The following is a 17,454-nucleotide window of genomic DNA, read 5'->3' on the forward strand; positions in this document are numbered from 1 at the left end:
TTGTCAGGCAACGGATCCGGTCCTTTCGGGTGGTCGCACCTTGCGACTCAGGCGCGCCGCGCCGCTGCCAGGTTGCGTCGCCCGCGCTTCACCACGGCCACCGCCCCGTGCAGGAAGTCGCGCTCCTCGAGCACGCGCTCCGGGTCGGTCAGCTTCACGTTGTTGAGGGACGCCCCACCCTCCCCGATCACGCGCCGCGCGCTGTTGCGGGAGTCGACGAGCCCGACCGCGACGAGCACGTCCACGACGGACGTCCCGACAGCCACCTCGGCGCCGGGCAGCTCCGAGGTCGCATCCCCCAGAGTCCACTGGTCCAGGGCGGCGAGGTCACCCTTGCCGAAGAGCGCCTCGGATGCCGCCTGGACCGCGGCCGTCGCGTGGGCGCCGTGCACCAACGTCGTCACCTCGGCCGCGAGCGTCTTCTGCGCCGTGCGCCGGAACGGCTCCTCGGCCACCTGCTTCTCGTGGTCGGCGATCTGCTCCGGCGCCAGGTCGGTGAACACCTTGAGCAGCTTGACCACCGACGCGTCCTCGACGTTGACCCAGTACTGGTAGAAGGCGTACGGGCTCGTCATGTCGGCGCCGAGCCACACGGCATTCCCCTCGGACTTGCCGAACTTGGTGCCGGCGGCGTCCGTGAGCAGGGGTGTCGTGAAGCAGTGCACCGAGGCGCCCTCGGCCCGGTGCACGAGGTCCACGCCGGCCGTGAGGTTGCCCCACTGGTCGGCGCCCCCGGTCTGCAGCGTGCATCCATGGCTGCGGTAGAGCTCGAGGAAGTCGAGCGCCTGCAGGATCTGGTAGCTGAACTCGGTGTACGAGATGCCTTGGTCGCTCTCGAGGCGGGCGGCGACCGCCTCCTTCCTGACCATCTGGTTGACGCGGAAGTGCTTGCCGATGTCGCGCAGGAAGTCGAGCGCGGAGATCGGCGCCGTCCAGTCCAGGTTGTTCACCAGGATCGCGGGGTTGTCCCCATCGAAGTCGAGGAAGGGGCGCACCTGCTCCTGGATCCGCGAGACCCAGTCGGCCGTCTGCTCCTTGGTCTTCAGCACCCGCTCCGACGTGGGCCGCGGGTCGCCGATGAGCCCCGTCGACCCGCCGACGAGGCAGATCACGCGGTGCCCCGCTCGCTGGAAGTGCCGAAGCACGACGAGCTGCACGAGGTTGCCGAAGTGCAGCGAGGGCGCTGTCGGGTCGAAGCCGCAATACAGCGTGAGGGGTCCCTCGGCGAGTGCCTCACGCAGCGCCGCCTCGTCGGTGGACTGTGCCACCAGGCCGCGCCACTGCAGCTCGTCGAAGATGTCCGTCACGGGTATCGGTGTCCTCTCGCTCCGGCGGGCTACCTGCCCACCGGCACACAGCCTGCCGTATGCCGTCCGGCGCGTGCCAGCGAGTACCCCCCGGTCCCGCATACCGGGCGTCAGCCCCGGCGCCGGACGACGCCCGGACGGTAGGCGGACACGTTGGGGTCGCCGTCGACCCAGAAGCGCCAGGGGTATGCCGTGCCGTCCCCGCCGGGCCCGCTGACGCCGACGCGGGGTCCGACGCGCACCCGGTCGGGTGGCGCCGGCTCCCCCGCCGACACGACGAGGTCGATGGGCTCGCCGACCAGTGGCCGGCAGAAGTCGCGGCCGGTGTGCTCCTTGCCCATCGCGAGAGCCTGGCCGAGGCGCCCCGGTCCCCTGGCCCAGTCGCGCTCCGTGGCCGCTCCGCGCCGGGCGCGGACCAGGTCGTGGCCCGCCACCACCTCTCCGGCGCGCAGCAGCACGGCGGAGGCGGACCCCTGCTCGCCGGCCACGAGGTTGACGCACCAGTGGTTGCCGTAGGTGAAGTAGACGTACGTGAAGCCGGCCGGGCCGAACATGGGCTGCGTGCGTGGCGTCATTCCCCGGTACGCGTGCGACCCCGGGTCGACCTCGCCGGCATACGCCTCGACCTCGGTCAGACGCAGCACCACGCCGCCGAACGACAGGTGGCGGCCGAGCAGGTCCGGCGCCAACTCGACGGACGGGCGGGCGAAGAACTCGCGTGGTAGGCGGGTGTGGTCGGTGCTCACCGACGACACGCTAACCGGCGGGTCAGACCCCGGCGGAGGTCCAGGTGCGGGCCTCGGCCAGGCGGTCCCGAGCGGCCGCGAGCTGCTCGCTGACGCGGGCGGGCGCGGTGCCGCCCACGGCGTCCCGGGAGGCGAGCGACCCCTCGACGGAGAGGACCGAGCGCACCTCCGGGGTCAGGTGCTCGCTGATGCGGGCGAAGTCCTCGTCGGTGAGGTCCCACAGCTCGATGCCGCGGGGCTCGCACTCGCGCACGCAGGCACCGGCGACCTCGTGGGCGACCCGGAAGGGCACACCCTGTCGCACGAGCCACTCGGCGATGTCCGTGGCGAGGGCGAAGCCCTGCGGCGCGAGCGCCTCGAGGCGCTCGGTGTGGAACGTCAACGTGTCGACCATCCCGGAGAAGGCGGGCAGGAGGACCTCGAGGGTGTCGACGGCGTCGAAGACCGGCTCCTTGTCCTCCTGGAGATCGCGGTTGTAGGCCAGCGGCAGCGCCTTGAGCGTCGTCAGCAGTCCGGCCAGGTCGCCCACGAGGCGGCCCGCCTTGCCGCGCGCGAGCTCGGCGACGTCGGGGTTCTTCTTCTGCGGCATGATGCTCGATCCCGTCGAGTAGGAGTCGTGCAGCGTGACGAAGGAGAACTCCTTGGTCGCCCAGAGCACCACCTCCTCGGCGATTCGGGAGATGTCGACGGCCGTCATGGCCGACACGAAGGAGAACTCCGCGACGAAGTCGCGTGACGCCGTGCCGTCGATCGAGTTCTGGACCGCGCGGGCGAAGCCGAGGTCGTGGGCGACGGCCTCCGGGTCGAGGCCGAGCGAGGATCCGGCGAGAGCGCCGGAGCCGTACGGCGAGGCGTTGGCCCGGACGTCCCAGTCGCGCAGCCGGTCGACGTCACGCAGCAGCGCCCACGCATGCGCCAGCAGGTGGTGCGAGAGGAGCACCGGTTGGGCGTGCTGCAGGTGCGTGCGGCCGGGCATCGCGACACCGAGGTGGCGATCAGCCTGTGCCACAAGGGCGTCGACGACGTCGAGCACGAGTCCGCCCACGACGCGGGCGTGCTCGCGCAGGTACATCCGGAAGAGCGTCGCGACCTGGTCGTTGCGCGACCGGCCGGCGCGAAGCCGACCGCCGAGGTCGGTTCCGACGCGCTCGAGGAGGCCGCGCTCGAGCGCAGTGTGCACGTCCTCGTCGTCCTCGGCAGGGGTGAAGGCTCCCGAGAGCACGTCGCCCTCGAGGCGGTCCAGTCCCTCGAGCATCCCGGAGAGGTGCTCCTCGGACAGCAGACCTGCCGAGTGGAGCACCCGGGCGTGGGCACGCGAGCCGGCGATGTCCTGCGGGGCGAGGCGCCAGTCGAAGTGGGTGCTCTTGGACAGGGCGGCGAGCGCCTGGTCGGGACCGCCGGCGAACCGCCCGCCCCACAGGCTGACGCGGCCCTCGGCAGTGCCATCGGTCGCGTGCGTGCCATCGGTCGTCATCGGTTGATCTCCTTGTGGGACATGGATGCTCGAAGTGTCAGTCGCGCGTGCCGGCGAGCGACTGCAGGCGCTCCGCCACCGCGGTGGCCTGGTCGGCGCCGCCGGTGATCAGCAGGATCGTGTCGTCACCGGCGATGGTGCCGACCACCTCGGGATCGCGGGTCTGGTCGATGGCGGACGCGAGATAGTTGGCGGCACCGGGAGGGGTGCGCAGGACGACGAGGTTGACCGCGGCGACGGCCGACACGAGCAGCTCCTCGCACGTCCGTCGCAGGCGGGCGGAGGCTGCGTCACCGATGGAGCCGACGGCGGCCACCTCACCGCCCTCCCCCGGGACGGCATACACCAGCGCGCGTCCGCGCCGGACCTTGACCGCGCCGAGCTCGACGAGGTCGCGCGACAGCGTCGCCTGGGTCACCTCGGTGCCCTCGGCGACGAGCAGGTCGGACAGCTCCCCCTGGCTGTGCACCGCGTGTGCTCCCAGGAGCTCGACGATGCGGCGCTGCCGCTGCGTCCGGCTCATGACTCCCCCGCGGCCCTGGCGGCCGCGAGGATCGCGGGAAGGGCGTCGAGGAAGGCTTGCAGCTCCTCCTCGGAGATCACGAGCGGCGGCGCCAGGCGCAGCGCCGTCGGCGTCACGGCGTTGACGATGAAGCCCGCGTCCCGGGCTGCCGCCATGACGGCGGGAGCAGGTATGCCGTCCAGCTCGATCGCGCGCAGCAGGCCGCGGCCTCGGGTGCCGGCGACGCCGTCGACCTCGACGTGGTCGAGCAGCGCCCCGACCTCGCGCACGTGCTGCAGCAGGTGGTCTCGCTCGATGGTGTCGAGCACGGCGAGCCCGGCCGCGCAGGCGAGCGGGTTGCCGCCGAAGGTCGTGCCGTGCTGCCCGGCCGTCAGCATCGCGGTTGCCTCGGGACCGAAGGTGACGAGGGCGCCGATGGGCACGCCGCCGCCGAGACCCTTGGCGAGCGTCATCGCGTCGGGCCTGATGCCCGAGGCCATGTGCGCGAACCAGTCGCCGGTGCGACCGATGCCGCTCTGGATCTCGTCGACGACGAGCAGCGCACCGTGGGCGGTGGTCACCTGGCGAGCCAGGCGCAGGTAGTCGGCGGGGAGCTCACGCACGCCGGCCTCGCCCTGGACGGGCTCGAGGAAGACGGCGGCGGTGGTGTCGTCGACTGCAGCCGTCAACGCTTGGTCGTCGCCCGGCGGGACGAAGACGACCTCCGGCAGGAGCGGCTCGAAGGGCTCGCGGTAGGCGGCCTTGTGGGTGAGGGCCAAGGCGCCGGTCGTCCGGCCGTGGAAGGAGCCCTCCAGCGCCACGATGCGGGTGCGACCGGTGCGGCGGGACAGCTTGATCGCCGCCTCGTTGGCCTCGGCGCCGGAGTTGGCGAAGAAGACCCCGGAGCCTGCCGGCGCGGCCGCGATGCCGAGGACCCGCTCGGCGAGCGCGATGGCCGGCTCGGACGTGAAGAAGTTGGAGACGTGGATCGCCGACTCCGCCTGCTTGGCGACGGCCTGCACGAGGGCCGGGTGGCCGTGCCCGAGCGTGTTGACGGCGATCCCGGACAGCAGGTCGAGGTAGCGCTTGCCGTCGACGTCGGTGACCCAGCAGCCGTGACCGGACGCGAGGACGAGCTGCGGCGTCCCGAAGACCTGGACCATCGCGCCGGCATAGCGGCCGAGCAGGTCGCTTCCCGTCGTCACGAGGTCTCCTCCTGGCCGCCGGGTTGGGTGGTCGCCGCCGGCCTCGAGCCGGTGATCTCGGGCAGGACCATGGTGCCGATCCCCTCGTCGGTGAAGATCTCGAGCAGGATCGAGTGCGGCGTGCGCCCGTCGACGACGTGCGTCTGGGGCACGCCCCCCTCGACGGCGCGGATGCAGGCCTCGAGCTTGGGCACCATGCCGTGGTCGACCCGTGAGAGCAGCTCACGAGCAGCGCTCACCGTGATCGTCGAGAGCAGCGAGCCGCGGTCCGGCCAGTCGGCGTAGATGCCCTCGACGTCGGTGAGGACGACGAGCTTCTCGGCGCCGAGCGCCACGGCGATCGCGGCCGCGGCGGTGTCGGCGTTGACGTTGAGCACCTGGCCCTCGACGTCGAGGTCGGGTGCGACCGTGGAGACGACCGGCACGCGACCGGCGTCGAGGATGTCGAGGATCGCCGAGGGGTTGACGCTCTCGACGTCGCCGACGAGCCCGAGGTCGACCTCCTCGCCGTCCACGACCGTGCCGCGACGGCGCGCACCGAGCAGTGCCGCGTCCTCGCCCGACAGCCCGACCGCGATGGGTCCGTGCTGGTTGAGCAGGCCGACGAGCTCGCGCCCGACCTGGCCGGTCAGCACCATCCGCACCACGTCCATCACCTCGGGCGTCGTGACCCGCAGACCGCCCTTGAACTCGCTCTCGAGGCCGACCCGCTCGAGCATCGCCTTGATCTGCGGGCCGCCGCCGTGCACGACGACCGGTCGCAACCCGGCATACCGCAGGAACGCGATGTCCTCGGCGAAGGCGGCCTTGAGGTCGTCGTCGACCATGGCGTTGCCGCCGTACTTGACGACGACCAGGGCGCCCCGGAACCGCTCGAGCCAGGGCAGGGCCTCGACGAGGGTCGCCGCCTTCCCCGCGGCGACGCGGACGGCGGCGGCGTCGATGAGGCCGCGCACGTGGGCCGGGGGTTCACGGCGAGAGGTCGCGGGAGTCGTGCTGCTCATGTGCTGTAGGCCGAGTTCTCGTGGACGTAGTCGTGGGTCAGGTCGTTGGTCCAGATCGTGGCCGCGTCGCCGCCGGCGTGCAGGTCGACGAGCACGTGCACCTCGCGCGCGCTGAGGTCGACGAGGGTGCGGTCCTCGCCGACGCCACCGGCCCGGCACACCTGGACGCCGTTCATCGTGACGTCGAGGGTCGCGGGGTCGAAGGGCGCCCGGGTCGTGCCTACGGCGGCGAGTACCCGTCCCCAGTTGGGGTCGTTGCCGAAGATCGCGCACTTGAAGAGGTTGTTGCGGGCGACCGCGCGGGCGACCTCCAACGCGTCGTCGATGCTCGCGGCACCGGTGACCTCGATGGCGATGTCGTGGGCGGCGCCCTCGGCGTCGGCGACGAGCTGTCGGGCCAGGTCGGAGCAGACAGCCGTCAGCGCGTCGGTGAGGGCGGCACCGTCGACGCGCACACCGGAGGCGCCGGAGGCGAGGACGACGACCGTGTCGTTGGTCGACATGCACGCGTCGGAGTCGATGCGGTCGAAGGAGACGGCCGTGGCGGCCCGCAGGGCAGCATCGAGGTCGGCTGCGTCGACGACCGCGTCGGTCGTGACCACGACGAGCATCGTGGCCAGCGCCGGGGCGAGCATGCCTGCACCCTTGGCCATGCCCGACACCGACCAGCCCACCCCAGCACGCGCAGCCACCTTGTGCACCGTGTCGGTGGTCTTGATCGCGACGGCCGCGGCCTCGTGGCCCTCCGGGGAGAGGGCGGCGGCCGCCGCATCGACCCCGGCCGTCACCTTGTCCATCGGCAGCAGCTCGCCGATGAGGCCGGTCGAGCAGACCACGACGTCGCCCGCCGAGACGCCGAGCACCTCGGCAACGTGCTCGGCCGTGCGGTGCGTGTCGAGGAAGCCCTGGAGGCCGGTGCAGGCGTTGGCGCCCCCGGAGTTGAGGACCACGGCATCGACCCGGCCGTCGGCGAGGACCTGCCGCGACCACGTCACCGGGGCCGCCTCGACACGGTTCGTCGTGAAGACCGCTGCCGCGTGGTGGTCAGGGCCGTCGTTGACGACGAGCGCGAGGTCGGTGCCGCCGCTCGCCTTGAGGCCGGCCGTGACCCCGGCCGCGCGGAAGCCCGCGGGAAGGTGCACCGGCGAACCCGAGGGGCCGCTCACGGCGCGACTCCTGCGATCGGGAGGCCGAGGGTCTCTTCGAGACCGAGGGCGAGGTTGGCGCACTGCACTGCCGCACCGGCGGTGCCCTTCGTGAGGTTGTCGATGGCCGACACGACGATGACCCGACCGAGCCGCTCGTCGACGGCGACCTGCAGCTGGACGTGGTTGCTGGCGACGACCGACGCCGTCGCGGGCCATGAGCCCTCGGGCAGCACGTGGACGAACGGCTCGTCGGCGTACGCCTTCTCCCAGGTGACGCGTACGTCCCCCGACTCCACGCCGGCACGCAGACGTGCCGTGCACGTGGCGAGGATGCCGCGGGGCATCGGGGCGAGCGTCGGGGTGAACGAGACCGTCACGGGCTCACCGGCCGCGCGGGAGAGGTTCTGCTCGATCTCGGGCGTGTGGCGGTGGCCGCCGCCGACGCCGTAGGGCGACATCGAGCCCATCACCTCGCTGCCGAGCAGGTGTGGCTTGAGGGACTTGCCGGCCCCCGACGTGCCGGAAGCGGCCACGACGACGACGTCCTGGGCCTCGAGCAGGCCCGCGGCGAAGCCCGGCGCGAGCGCGAGCGAGATGCCTGTCGGGTAGCAGCCGGGGACGGCGATCCGGGTCGCACCGGCCAACCGGTCGCGCTGCACCGAGCCGGCCGGCCCTGGGAGCTCAGGGAGACCGTAGGGCCACGAGCCGGCATACGCCGTGTCGTAGAAGGTGGTCCAGGCCGACTCGGACTCGAGGCGGAAGTCGGCGCCGCAGTCGATGACGACGACCGAGTCGGGCAGCTGGGCCGCTAGCGCCCCCGAGTGCCCGTGGGGCAGCGCGAGGAAGACGACGTCGTGGCCGGACAGCGTCTCGGGGGTGGTCGCCTCGAGCACGCGGTCCGCGAGGGGGATCAGGTGCGGGTGGACGCCCCCGAGCCGCCCACCCGCGCTGCTGGCCGCCGTCACGGCGCCGACCTCGAACTGCGGGTGGGCGAGCAGCAGCCGGAGGATCTCTCCTCCGGCGTAGCCGCTCGCCCCCGCCACTGCTGCCCTGATCACGTTGCATGACTATACACGGCCGTGCATACTCCTGCATCGAGGGTCAGCGCTGAACCGCCCCCGTGGCGTGCGCCGCGTCGGCGACCGCCGCGTCACGGAAGCCGTTGACCTCGTCGGTCGTCAGCGTGCGGTCGGGCGCGCGGAAGGTGAGGCGGTAGGCCAAGGACCGGTGACCCGCCTCGATGCGCGCCCCCTCGTAGACGTCGAAGAGCACCACCGACTCGAGGCACTCCCCCGCGCCCGAGCGCAGGGCGGCCTCGACGTCGGCGGCCGCGACGTCGGACGCCACGAGCAGGGCGATGTCGGTCATCGCCGGCGGGAACGTCGAGAACGCGCGGGCCTGCACCGGCTCGGCGCTCGCCGCGACGAGCACGTCGACGTCGAACTCGGCGGCCACGGTGCGGGCCGGCAGGTCGAGGGCCGCCAGGACCTTGGGGTGCAGCTCGCCGGCGTGCCCGACCAGGGTGCCGTCGGGCAGGGCGATCCGGGCGCAGCGGCCCGGGTGCCACGGGGCATGGCCCGGATCGTTGGCGACGACGACGGGCACGGCCAGGGCTGCGGCCACCGCCTGGACGGCGGCGACCATGTCGCTCCAGTCGGCGGCGCGGCCCGGACCCCACCAGCCCGCCTGCTCCGCGTGCCCCGTCGCCAGCAGGCCGGCGCGGCGCGGTTGGGCGGGGACGGCGGCATACAGCTGCTCGAGCGTCTCGGCGTCGGGACGTGCGGCGACGCCGGGGACGGGCGCCGTGCCGAGCGGACCGCCGGGACGGAAGACGAGGCCCAGCTCGTAGATCGCGACGTCCTTGTGCCCGCGGGCGACGTTGCGTCGCAGGGTGTCCACGAGGCTCGCGAGAATCGACGTGCGCAGCAGCGGCCGCTCCTCCGACAGCGGATTGGCCAGCCGGACGGCGGCGCGACGGTCGTCCTCGGCCGGAAGCATGAGCTGGTCGGCGAGCTCCTCGGAGACGAACGGGTAGCTGAGGACCTCGGTGAGTCCGGCCCCCGCGAGGGCGTCGGCTACCACGCGGCGCGCCTTCTGCGGATGCGTCAGCCCACGCCCCTCGCTGGGCGTCGGCGTGATGGACGGGATGTTGTTGTAGCCGTCGATCCTCGCGACCTCCTCCGCGTAGTCCGGAGCGTCGACGAGGTCCGGACGCCACGACGGCGGAGTCACGAGCACGTGGCTGTCGTCCGTGCCCTCGCCCGACTCGTCGACCCGGCAGCCGAGGTCGCGCACGATGCGCAGGACGCGCTCTCGCGGGTAGTCGACGCCCACGATGCGCGCCGGCTCCGTGACGTCGAGCAGGTATGCCGTGCGGTCCGTCGTGCGGTCGACGTCGGTGACGCCGTCGTCGACCGTGCCGCCGCCGTGCTCGACGAGCAGGTCGACGGCGAGCTGCGCCGCGGCGGCGGTCACCTTCGGGTCGACCCCGCGCTCGAAGCGCTTGGACGCCTCGGTGACGAGGCGGTGGCGTCGCGATGAGCGGGCCACCGTGGTCGGGTCGAAGTGGGCCGCCTCGATGAGGACGTCGGTCGTCGAGTCGGTCACCTCCGAGGACGCACCGCCCATGACGCCGGCGATCGCGAGCGGCTGCTCGCCGCCGTCGGTGATGAGCAGGTCGTCGGGGTGCAGGGTGCGTTCGACGTCGTCGAGGGTCGTCAGCGTCTCGCCGGCACGGGCTCGGCGCACGACGATCGAGCCGGAGAGGCGGTCGACGTCGAAGGCGTGCAGGGGCTGGCCGACCGCCAGCATGACGTAGTTCGTGACGTCCACAGCCAGCGAGATGGGGCGCATGCCCATCTGCGAGAGGCGCTTGCCCATCCACGGCGGCGACGGCCGGGTCGGGTCGATGCCGCGCACGATGCGGGCCACGTAGCGGTCGCAGCCGTCGTTGCCGTCGATGGGCGACTCGTCCTTGAGCTCCACCGGGTAGCCATCGCCGTTGGGCGCCGGCGTGGGGACGTCGGCCGGGTCGCGGTAGCCGCCCTCGGGGCTACCCTGGGCGTGCCAGTACTCGCGGGCCAGCCCGCGCACCGAGAAGCAGTAGCCCCGGTCGGGCGTCACGTTCGTCTCGACGGTCTCCTCGCCCAGGCCGAGCAGGGCGATGGCGTCGTCACCGGGCTGGAGGGTGGCGGCCTTCTCCTCGCCGAGGAGGCGGCTGAGCACGATGATGCCCTCGTGGTCCTCACCGAGCCCGATCTCGTCCTCGGCGCAGATCATGCCGTTGGACACGTGGCCGTACGTCCTGCGAGCGGAGATCGCGAAGCCCCCGGGCAGGACGGCGCCGGGCAGCACGCACACGACGAGGTCGCCGACCTCGAAGTTGTGGGCGCCGCAGACGATCTCCTGGTGCTTGCCCTCGGTCAGCATCTGGCCGTTCTGGCCGACGTCGACGGTGCACCAGCGGATCGTCTTGCCGTTCTTCTGCGGTTCGAGCGCGAAGTCGAGGACGCGGCCGACGACGAGTGGCCCCGTCAGGTCGCCACCGTGGAGGTCCTCCTCCTCGAGGCCCACGCGCACGAGGCTGGCGGCGACGTCGGCGCCCCGGGCCCCGGGCGCGAGGTCGGTGTACTCGGCGAGCCAGCTGAGCGGCATACGCATGTCAGACCCCCATCCCGAACTGCTGCGAGAAGCGGACGTCGCCCTCGACGATCTCGTGCATGCCCTGCACCCCGTGGCGCAGCTGCAGCGCCCGCTCGATGCCGAGCCCGAAGGCGAAGCCGGAGTAGATGTCCGGGTCGATGCCGCAGGTGCGCAGCACCTTGCGGTTGACCATGCCGGAGCCACCGAGCTCGATCCAGCCGGAGCCGCCGCACGTGCGGCACGGCTCGGCGGTGCCCCAGGTCTCCTCGCCGTGGCAGGTGAAGCAGAGGAAGTCGGTCTCCATGCTCGGCTCGGTGAACGGGAAGTAGTTGGCCCGGACGCGGGTGCGGGTCTCGGCGCCGAACATGATGCGGACGAAGGCGTCGAGCGCGCCGCGCAGGTGGGCCATGGTCAGGCCCTTGTCGATGGCGAGGCACTCGATCTGGTGGAAGACCGGCGTGTGCGTGGCGTCGAGGTCGTCGGTGCGGAAGACCTTGCCCGGGGCCACGACGTAGATCGGCGGCTCCTTCTCGAGCATGGTGCGGATCTGGACGGGGGACGTCTGGGTGCGCAGCACGAGTCCGGAGTCGACCGGGTCGAGGAAGAAGGTGTCCTGCATCTGCCGCGCCGGGTGGTCCGGCCCCAGGTTGAGGGCGTCGAAGTTCAGCCACTCGCTCTCGAGCTCGGGCCCCTCCGCAACCTCCCAACCCATCCCGACGAACGCGTCGGCCAGCCGCTGGGCGACGAGCTCGATGGGGTGGCGTGCTCCGAGCTGGCGGCGCAGGGCCGGCACCGTGACGTCGACGCGCTCCTCGACGAGGATGCGCTCGTCTCGCTCCGCCTCGAGCTGCGCCTGCCGGGCCGTGAGGGCCTGGCCGACGCGGCCCCGCGCCTGACCGACGCGCTTGCCGGCCTCGGCCTTGGCGCTCGGCGGGAGCGCACCGATCTCGCGGTTGGCAAGAGCCAGCGGGCTCTTCTCGCCCTGGTGCGCGATGCGCACCGCCTTGAGGTCCTCGAGCGAGCCCGCGGTCGCGATGGCGGACAGGGCCTCCTGCACCGCGGCATCGACGTTCGCGGGGTCGAGCGCAGATACCTCGACGGGGTCGTAGTTCGTGTTCGGTCCGGACATCGGCGTGCGTTCGCTGCTCTCGCTCGGGTTCACGGGGTGGCTCGGGTGGTGCTGGGCGCCGTCGGCGAGGGGACGTGCCTCACGCCGACCGCCCGCTCACGAGGGGCGAGCGGGTGCCCGACCAGTCTAGGGGCGGCGTCGAACGGGTTCTGCTGCCGGCCGCAGCGCCGGTCCGGGGCGCCCTGCTCAGCTGTCGACGACGGCCGGCAGCCCGGCCGGCAGGCAGACGACGAAGCGCGCACCACCCGCCTCGTTGTCGGCAACCGTCACCGAGCCACCGTGGGCCTCCACGAGACCGCGCACGACGTAGAGCCCCAGGCCGGTGCTCGCGTTGGAGGGTCCGTGCCAGAAACGCCCGAAGATCTTCTCGCGGTCGGACAGGGGTATGCCGTCCCCCTCGTCGTCGACGTGGACGACCACCGAGATGGGCCGCCCCCCGACCGGGCCGCCGCGGTCGAGCGTGACGGTCACCGTGCCGGCGCCGTGGCTCAGGGCGTTCTCGATGAGGTTGAAGAAGATCTGCTCGAGGCGGTCGGAGTCGGCCCACATCGGCGGCAGCCCGTGCGTCTCCGCCTCGGGGCCGAGACGCAGCTGCACGACACCGCTGGTGCGGCCCAGCTGGTAGCGCACGACGTGGGTCGTGAGCAGGGCATGGAGGTCGACCGGGCCGAGGCGGAGGTTGAGGCTGTCGGAGTCGAGCCGCGAGATGTCGAGCAGCTCGGTGATGAGGCGGGTCAGCCGCGTCGCGTCGGACTCGATGGTCTCGATCATGAGGCGCTTCTGCTCATCGGTGAAACGGTCCCACCGTCGCAGCAGGCTGCTGGTGAACCCCGTGACGGAGGTGAGCGGCGCACGCAGCTCGTGGGCGACGGTGGACAGGACCGTCGCCTGGTCGCGCTCGGCGCGCTGGCGCGACTCGGCATCACGCAGCCCGAGCAGCACGCGCGCGACCGGACCGCCGTCGCCCGTGCGGACGTAGCGCGCCGTCACGAGCACGTCGTGACCCCTCGGCGACACGAGCAGCTCCTCGCGTTGCTCCGTGCGGGTGCCCGAGTCGTTCCACGGGTCGTTGTGCGCCCACCAGTCGCGGCCGTACTTGTCGGTCAGTGGCAGGCCGTCGCTGAGCGGGCGACCGATCAGGTCCGAGTCGACGCATCCCAGGATGCTCAGCGCCTTGGCGTTGGCGAACTCGACGCGCTGGTGGCGGCCGACGACCACGAGCCCGTCGGGCAGCAGCTCGGCCGCCACCTCGGGAAGCCGGGCACCATCCCCGTCGACGGACGTCATGGCCCCGAGGATAGCCACCGGACGTGTGGAGAGCGGGCGGAGGGCGGCCGGAGGGCCCGGTCAGCGACCCTCGCGGCGCGCGTCCGCCGAGGCGTAGAGGCAGATCGTCGCCGCCATCGCGAGGTTGAGCGACTCGGCGTGGCCGTAGATCGGCACCCGCACGACGTCGTCGCAGCTGTCCCGCACCTCCTGCGGCAGCCCCCACGCCTCGTTGCCCATCACCCAGGCGTGCGCGCCGCCGAGGTCCACCTCGTGCAGCAGGGTGGTGCCCTCGCCATCGGCTGCCAGCAGCGTGACCCCGCGCTCGCGCAACGCGGTGAGGATCTCGGTGACCGAGGCGCCCAGGCTGACCGGCAGGTGCCACAGGGACCCGACGGTCGAGCGGACCACCTTGCTGTTGTAGACGTCGACGCTCGCGTCGCTGACGATCACGGCGTCGGCACCGGCTGCGTCGGCACCGCGGATCACCGTGCCGGCGTTGCCGGGGTCGCGGACGTTCGTCAGCACGCACACGAGCGCGTCGGGCGGCAGGTCCGCGAGGAGCTCGTGCAACGGGACGTCGAGCACCCGGCATACGGCGGCGATCCCCTGCGGCGACTCGGTGTCGCACATCGCGGCGAGCACCTCGGGTGTCACCTCGTGCACCCACAGCTCGGCGACCGCGGCCGCCTCGACGATGGCCGCGTGGCGCTGACCCGCCTCGGGGGTGACGTAGACGTCACGGACCAGGTCGGGCCGGAAGGCCACCGCCTCCCGGACCGCCTGGGGACCCTCGGCGAGGAACTCGCCGGTGCGGGAACGCACCGAACGCCGGGACAGCGCCCGCACTGCCTTCACCCGATCGGATCGGGCGTTGGTCAGCACGGGAGGTCCCGGCGTTCTTGGGTGCGTCGTGTGTCGGTCGACGTCGCTCAGGCGGCGTCGCCGGCGGCCTTCGCCTCTGCCTGCGCAGGGACGTTGGCACGGGAGAGCTCCACGAGCGTGGCGAAGGCCGGCGCGTCGTTGACGGCGAGGTCGGCGAGGATCTTGCGGTCGACCTCGACACCAGCGGCCTTGAGGCCCTGCATGAACCGGTTGTACGTCATGCCGTTGGCGCGGGCCGCGGCGTTGATGCGCTGGATCCAGAGGCGACGGAAGTCACCCTTCTTGGCGCGACGGTCACGGTAGGAATAGACCAGGGAGTGGGTGACCTGCTCCTTGGCCTTGCGGTACAGACGCGACCGCTGCCCGCGGTAACCGCTGGCGCGCTCGAGAACGACGCGACGCTTCTTGTGGGCGTTGACCGCCCGCTTCACGCGTGCCACGTGAATACTCCTTCTCTGCTTGACGCAGTGCTTGCTGCTGCTGGCCTACCGGGGACCCGGCTGCTCAGCGAAGTGCTGATGGGTGGGGGTCCCGGCTCACTTGCCGAGGAGCTTCTTGGCCTTCTTGGCGTCCGGCTTGGCCAGCTCGACGTCGTTCGCGATGGAACGCATCTTCTTGCTGGACTTGTGCTCGAGCAGGTGGCGACCGCCGGCCTGCTCGCGCATGACCTTGCCGGTGCCGGTGAGGCGGAAACGCTTCTTCGCACCGCTGTGCGTCTTCATCTTCGGCATGGGGGCCGATCTCCTTCGTGTTGCGTGCGTCAGTGGACGCACGTGGTGTGTCGTGCCGGAGGCTCGCGCCTCCGGCGGGTCACCGGCTGTCGGTCACTCGACGGCGGCGGTGGCCTGGTCGGTCTGCGGGGCCGGGGCCTGGGGCTGCGCGGCGGCGGGCCGCGGGGCCTGCGGCTGCGCGGCAGCGGGCTGCTCTGCGGCGGGCTGCTCTGCGGCCTGCTGCTCGTGCTCGTGCTGCTCGCGGGAGCGGCGTTGCTCGGCCTTGGCCTCGGCCTTCTTCTTGGTCGGGCCGATCACCATGATCATGTTGCGGCCGTCCTGCTTCGGAGCCGACTCGACGAAGCCGAGCTCGGCGATGTCCTCGGCGAGGCGCTCGAGCAGACGGCGACCGAGCTCGGGCCGCGACTGCTCGCGACCGCGGAACATGATCGTCACCTTGACCTTGTCGCCGGCCTTGAGGAACCGCTCGACGTGGCCCTTCTTGGTGCCGTAGTCGTGCGGGTCGATCTTCGGACGGAGCTTGATCTCCTTGATGACGGTGTTGACCTGGTTCTTGCGCGCTTCCCGTGCCTTCAAGGCGGCTTCGTACTTGAACTTGCCGAAGTCCATGAGCTTGGCGACCGGCGGCTTGGCCATGGGAGCCACCTCGACGAGGTCGAGGTTCGCCTCCTCGGCCAGACGCAGCGCGTCCTCGACGCGGACGATGCCGACCTGCTCGCCGTTGGGGCCAACCAAGCGCACTTCCGGGACCCGGATGCGCTCGTTGATGCGAGGCTCGCTGATGTGGTGCTCCTAAGTTAGAGAAATGGTGTGACCAGACGGGGTGTCTGTCCTGCTGCGACCACAACGAGAAAAGGGCTCCCCGTGTGTGCACGAGGAGCCCAAGGGTCGCGCGTGCCGGACGGTCGCCGTCGCGTCACACGGCTCGACGCGTGCGCCGCAAACGGCATCCGGTCGAGCAGACCTTGACCCGGCGGCCGTGAGGCCGACGCGGGTGGAAGCGAGCTTCTCTTGCACGTCGTCACCGGCTCCCGCCGAGGCGGAGGCGTGGTGACGGCTGGTCAGGTGTCCATGTTAGCAGCCGCGACGCCCTGCTCCGAATCGGTGACGGCCTCCCGCCCCCGCGACCGCCGGCCGGCGCGCGACCCGATCAGGCCCGCCGCAGCGATGAGCACGCCGAGGGCCGAGACCACGACGAAGCCCCACTGCCAGCCGCCCTGGTCGATCGCGAAGCCAGCGACCGGGGCCCCGACCGCCGACCCCGCAGTCATGGCCGAGCCGTGCCAGCCCATCATCTCGCCGCGGAAGCGCTCGGGCACGAGGCGGCTCAGCTGCTCGACGGTGGCGGTTATGGTCGGGGCGCAGAGGAACCCGGACACGGTGATGAGCACGGCGAAGCTCGGCACACCGAGGGCGAGGGCGACCGGGGCCGTGGTTGCCGCCAGCCCGCCGAGAAGCCAGAAGACCGAGAAGGAGCGGTGCCAGGCGCCGTAGAGCAGGCCACCCACGAGCGACCCGGCGCCCCAGAGCGCGAGCACCCACCCGATGGAGCCCGTGGCCTCGAAGGAGCGCAGTGCCGCCACGATCGAGACGTCCGTGCCGCTCAGGACCAGCGTCGAGCAGGCCGCGGCGAGATAGACCGCCGCCACGGGGAAGGTGATGAAGCCCCGGATCGTCCGCTCGGGCAAGGCCTCGTCCGGCACGGCGGGCGCCGCGATGGCCTCGGCCCGCGCCGCCTCGCCCTGCTCGTCGTGGCTGAGACCGTCACCGATGTCCTCGGCCGAGGGGCCCTCCGACCTCAGGGGCGGGTTGACCAGCCAGAGCACGAAGCCGGCTGCGACGGAGGTGAGCTCGCACACCAGCAGCGCCCAGCCGGTGTGCCAGGACGTCGCCAGCCACACGCCGATGGCCGGCCCCGCCATGAAGGACAGCTCGGTCGCGGACGAGTCGAGCGAGAGGGCGGTGCGGCGCTGGTCGCTCGGAACCGACCGGATGATGACCTGGCGCAGGATCGAGAAGGTGGGAACGACGAAGAGGCCCCCGAGGGCCGCGAACGCCACCAGGGGCGCGTAGCCCACCCACGGTGCGATCGACCAGCACGCAGCCTGCACCACGAGCGATGGCCCGACGGTGCGGCGCAGCCCGATGCGGTCGAGCAGCCGTCCGCGCCAGGGCCCCGAGACGGCGACCGCAACCGTCGCGGCGGCGGTGACGAGGCCGGCAGCGCCGTAGCTGCGGCCGAGGGTCGACACGACGTGCAGCGTCAGGATGACGCCGCCGGCCCACATGGGGACACGGATGAGGAAGCCGAGCAGCAGCGCGTGGCGCGTGTCCCGGTTGGCCAGCACCGGCCGGTAGGCCCCCAGATCCATGGCGCCAGCCTGTCATCCCCCACCGACGGCGTGCACGCGGGTT

16 protein-coding genes are annotated in these 17,454 nt (G+C 72.1%); all 16 read right to left on the minus strand.

Translation table 11 applies throughout. The features are described 5' to 3' along the window. Positions 1-47 precede the first annotated feature (47 nt). On the minus strand, positions 48-1,307 hold the full coding sequence (gene tyrS, locus AC3WRT_RS16170) for a tyrosine--tRNA ligase (protein ID WP_492723717.1): 1,260 nt from the start codon (positions 1,305-1,307) through the stop codon (positions 48-50). 110 nt (positions 1,308-1,417) lie between these two features. Next, the gene (locus tag AC3WRT_RS16175) at positions 1,418-2,053 is read right to left on the minus strand and encodes a DNA-3-methyladenine glycosylase (RefSeq protein ID WP_492723719.1); all 636 of its coding nucleotides are present in this window, start codon (positions 2,051-2,053) and stop codon (positions 1,418-1,420) included. A 22-nt stretch (positions 2,054-2,075) separates the two neighbouring features. Next, entirely contained in the window at positions 2,076-3,527 is a 1,452-nt protein-coding gene (argH, locus tag AC3WRT_RS16180; RefSeq protein ID WP_492723721.1) for an argininosuccinate lyase, read from the minus strand. A gap of 37 nt (positions 3,528-3,564) precedes the next feature. After that, positions 3,565-4,050 carry an arginine repressor gene (gene argR / locus AC3WRT_RS16185; protein ID WP_492723723.1) on the minus strand — a complete coding sequence of 162 codons (486 nt, stop codon included), beginning with the start codon at positions 4,048-4,050 and terminating at the stop codon, positions 3,565-3,567. Then, positions 4,047-5,234 (minus strand): acetylornithine transaminase, encoded by a 1,188-nt coding sequence (locus AC3WRT_RS16190; RefSeq protein ID WP_492723725.1) that lies wholly within the window; start codon positions 5,232-5,234, stop codon positions 4,047-4,049. Before AC3WRT_RS16190 ends, argR begins: the two co-directional genes overlap by 4 nt. Continuing rightward, positions 5,231-6,238, minus strand: coding sequence for an acetylglutamate kinase (gene argB, locus AC3WRT_RS16195; protein WP_492723727.1), 1,008 nt, complete (start codon positions 6,236-6,238; stop codon positions 5,231-5,233). The genes AC3WRT_RS16190 and argB overlap by 4 nt, the downstream gene beginning before the upstream one ends. Next, entirely contained in the window at positions 6,235-7,404 is a 1,170-nt protein-coding gene (gene argJ, locus AC3WRT_RS16200; RefSeq protein WP_492723729.1) for a bifunctional glutamate N-acetyltransferase/amino-acid acetyltransferase ArgJ, read from the minus strand. The genes argB and argJ overlap by 4 nt, the downstream gene beginning before the upstream one ends. Beyond that, positions 7,401-8,444, minus strand: a complete 1,044-nt coding sequence (argC, locus tag AC3WRT_RS16205; protein ID WP_492723731.1) for an N-acetyl-gamma-glutamyl-phosphate reductase — start codon at positions 8,442-8,444, stop codon at positions 7,401-7,403. Before argC ends, argJ begins: the two co-directional genes overlap by 4 nt. 43 nt (positions 8,445-8,487) lie before the next feature. Beyond that, on the minus strand, positions 8,488-11,046 hold the full coding sequence (gene pheT / locus AC3WRT_RS16210; RefSeq protein ID WP_492723733.1) for a phenylalanine--tRNA ligase subunit beta: 2,559 nt from the start codon (positions 11,044-11,046) through the stop codon (positions 8,488-8,490). 1 nt (position 11,047) lies between these two features. Further along, complete coding sequence (gene pheS, locus AC3WRT_RS16215; RefSeq protein WP_492723735.1) at positions 11,048-12,157, minus strand: phenylalanine--tRNA ligase subunit alpha; 1,110 nt, start codon at positions 12,155-12,157, stop codon at positions 11,048-11,050. Positions 12,158-12,343: 186 nt separating this feature from the next. Then, positions 12,344-13,444: a PAS domain-containing sensor histidine kinase gene (locus AC3WRT_RS16220; RefSeq protein ID WP_492723736.1), complete on the minus strand. Its 1,101-nt coding sequence runs from the start codon at positions 13,442-13,444 to the stop codon at positions 12,344-12,346. A 60-nt stretch (positions 13,445-13,504) separates the two neighbouring features. Further along, complete coding sequence (locus AC3WRT_RS16225; RefSeq protein ID WP_492723738.1) at positions 13,505-14,308, minus strand: TrmH family RNA methyltransferase; 804 nt, start codon at positions 14,306-14,308, stop codon at positions 13,505-13,507. A 47-nt stretch (positions 14,309-14,355) separates the two neighbouring features. After that, positions 14,356-14,748, minus strand: a complete 393-nt coding sequence (rplT, locus tag AC3WRT_RS16230; protein ID WP_492723740.1) for a 50S ribosomal protein L20 — start codon at positions 14,746-14,748, stop codon at positions 14,356-14,358. Positions 14,749-14,844: 96 nt separating this feature from the next. Continuing rightward, entirely contained in the window at positions 14,845-15,039 is a 195-nt protein-coding gene (rpmI, locus tag AC3WRT_RS16235; protein WP_020144695.1) for a 50S ribosomal protein L35, read from the minus strand. A gap of 93 nt (positions 15,040-15,132) precedes the next feature. Further along, positions 15,133-15,774, minus strand: coding sequence for a translation initiation factor IF-3 (infC, locus tag AC3WRT_RS16240; RefSeq protein WP_492723743.1), 642 nt, complete (start codon positions 15,772-15,774; stop codon positions 15,133-15,135). 326 nt (positions 15,775-16,100) lie between these two features. After that, positions 16,101-17,411: an MFS transporter gene (locus AC3WRT_RS16245; protein WP_492723745.1), complete on the minus strand. Its 1,311-nt coding sequence runs from the start codon at positions 17,409-17,411 to the stop codon at positions 16,101-16,103. Positions 17,412-17,454: the final 43 nt, after the last annotated feature.

This window comes from Terrabacter sp. FW104-15G4B, assembly GCF_058790095.1.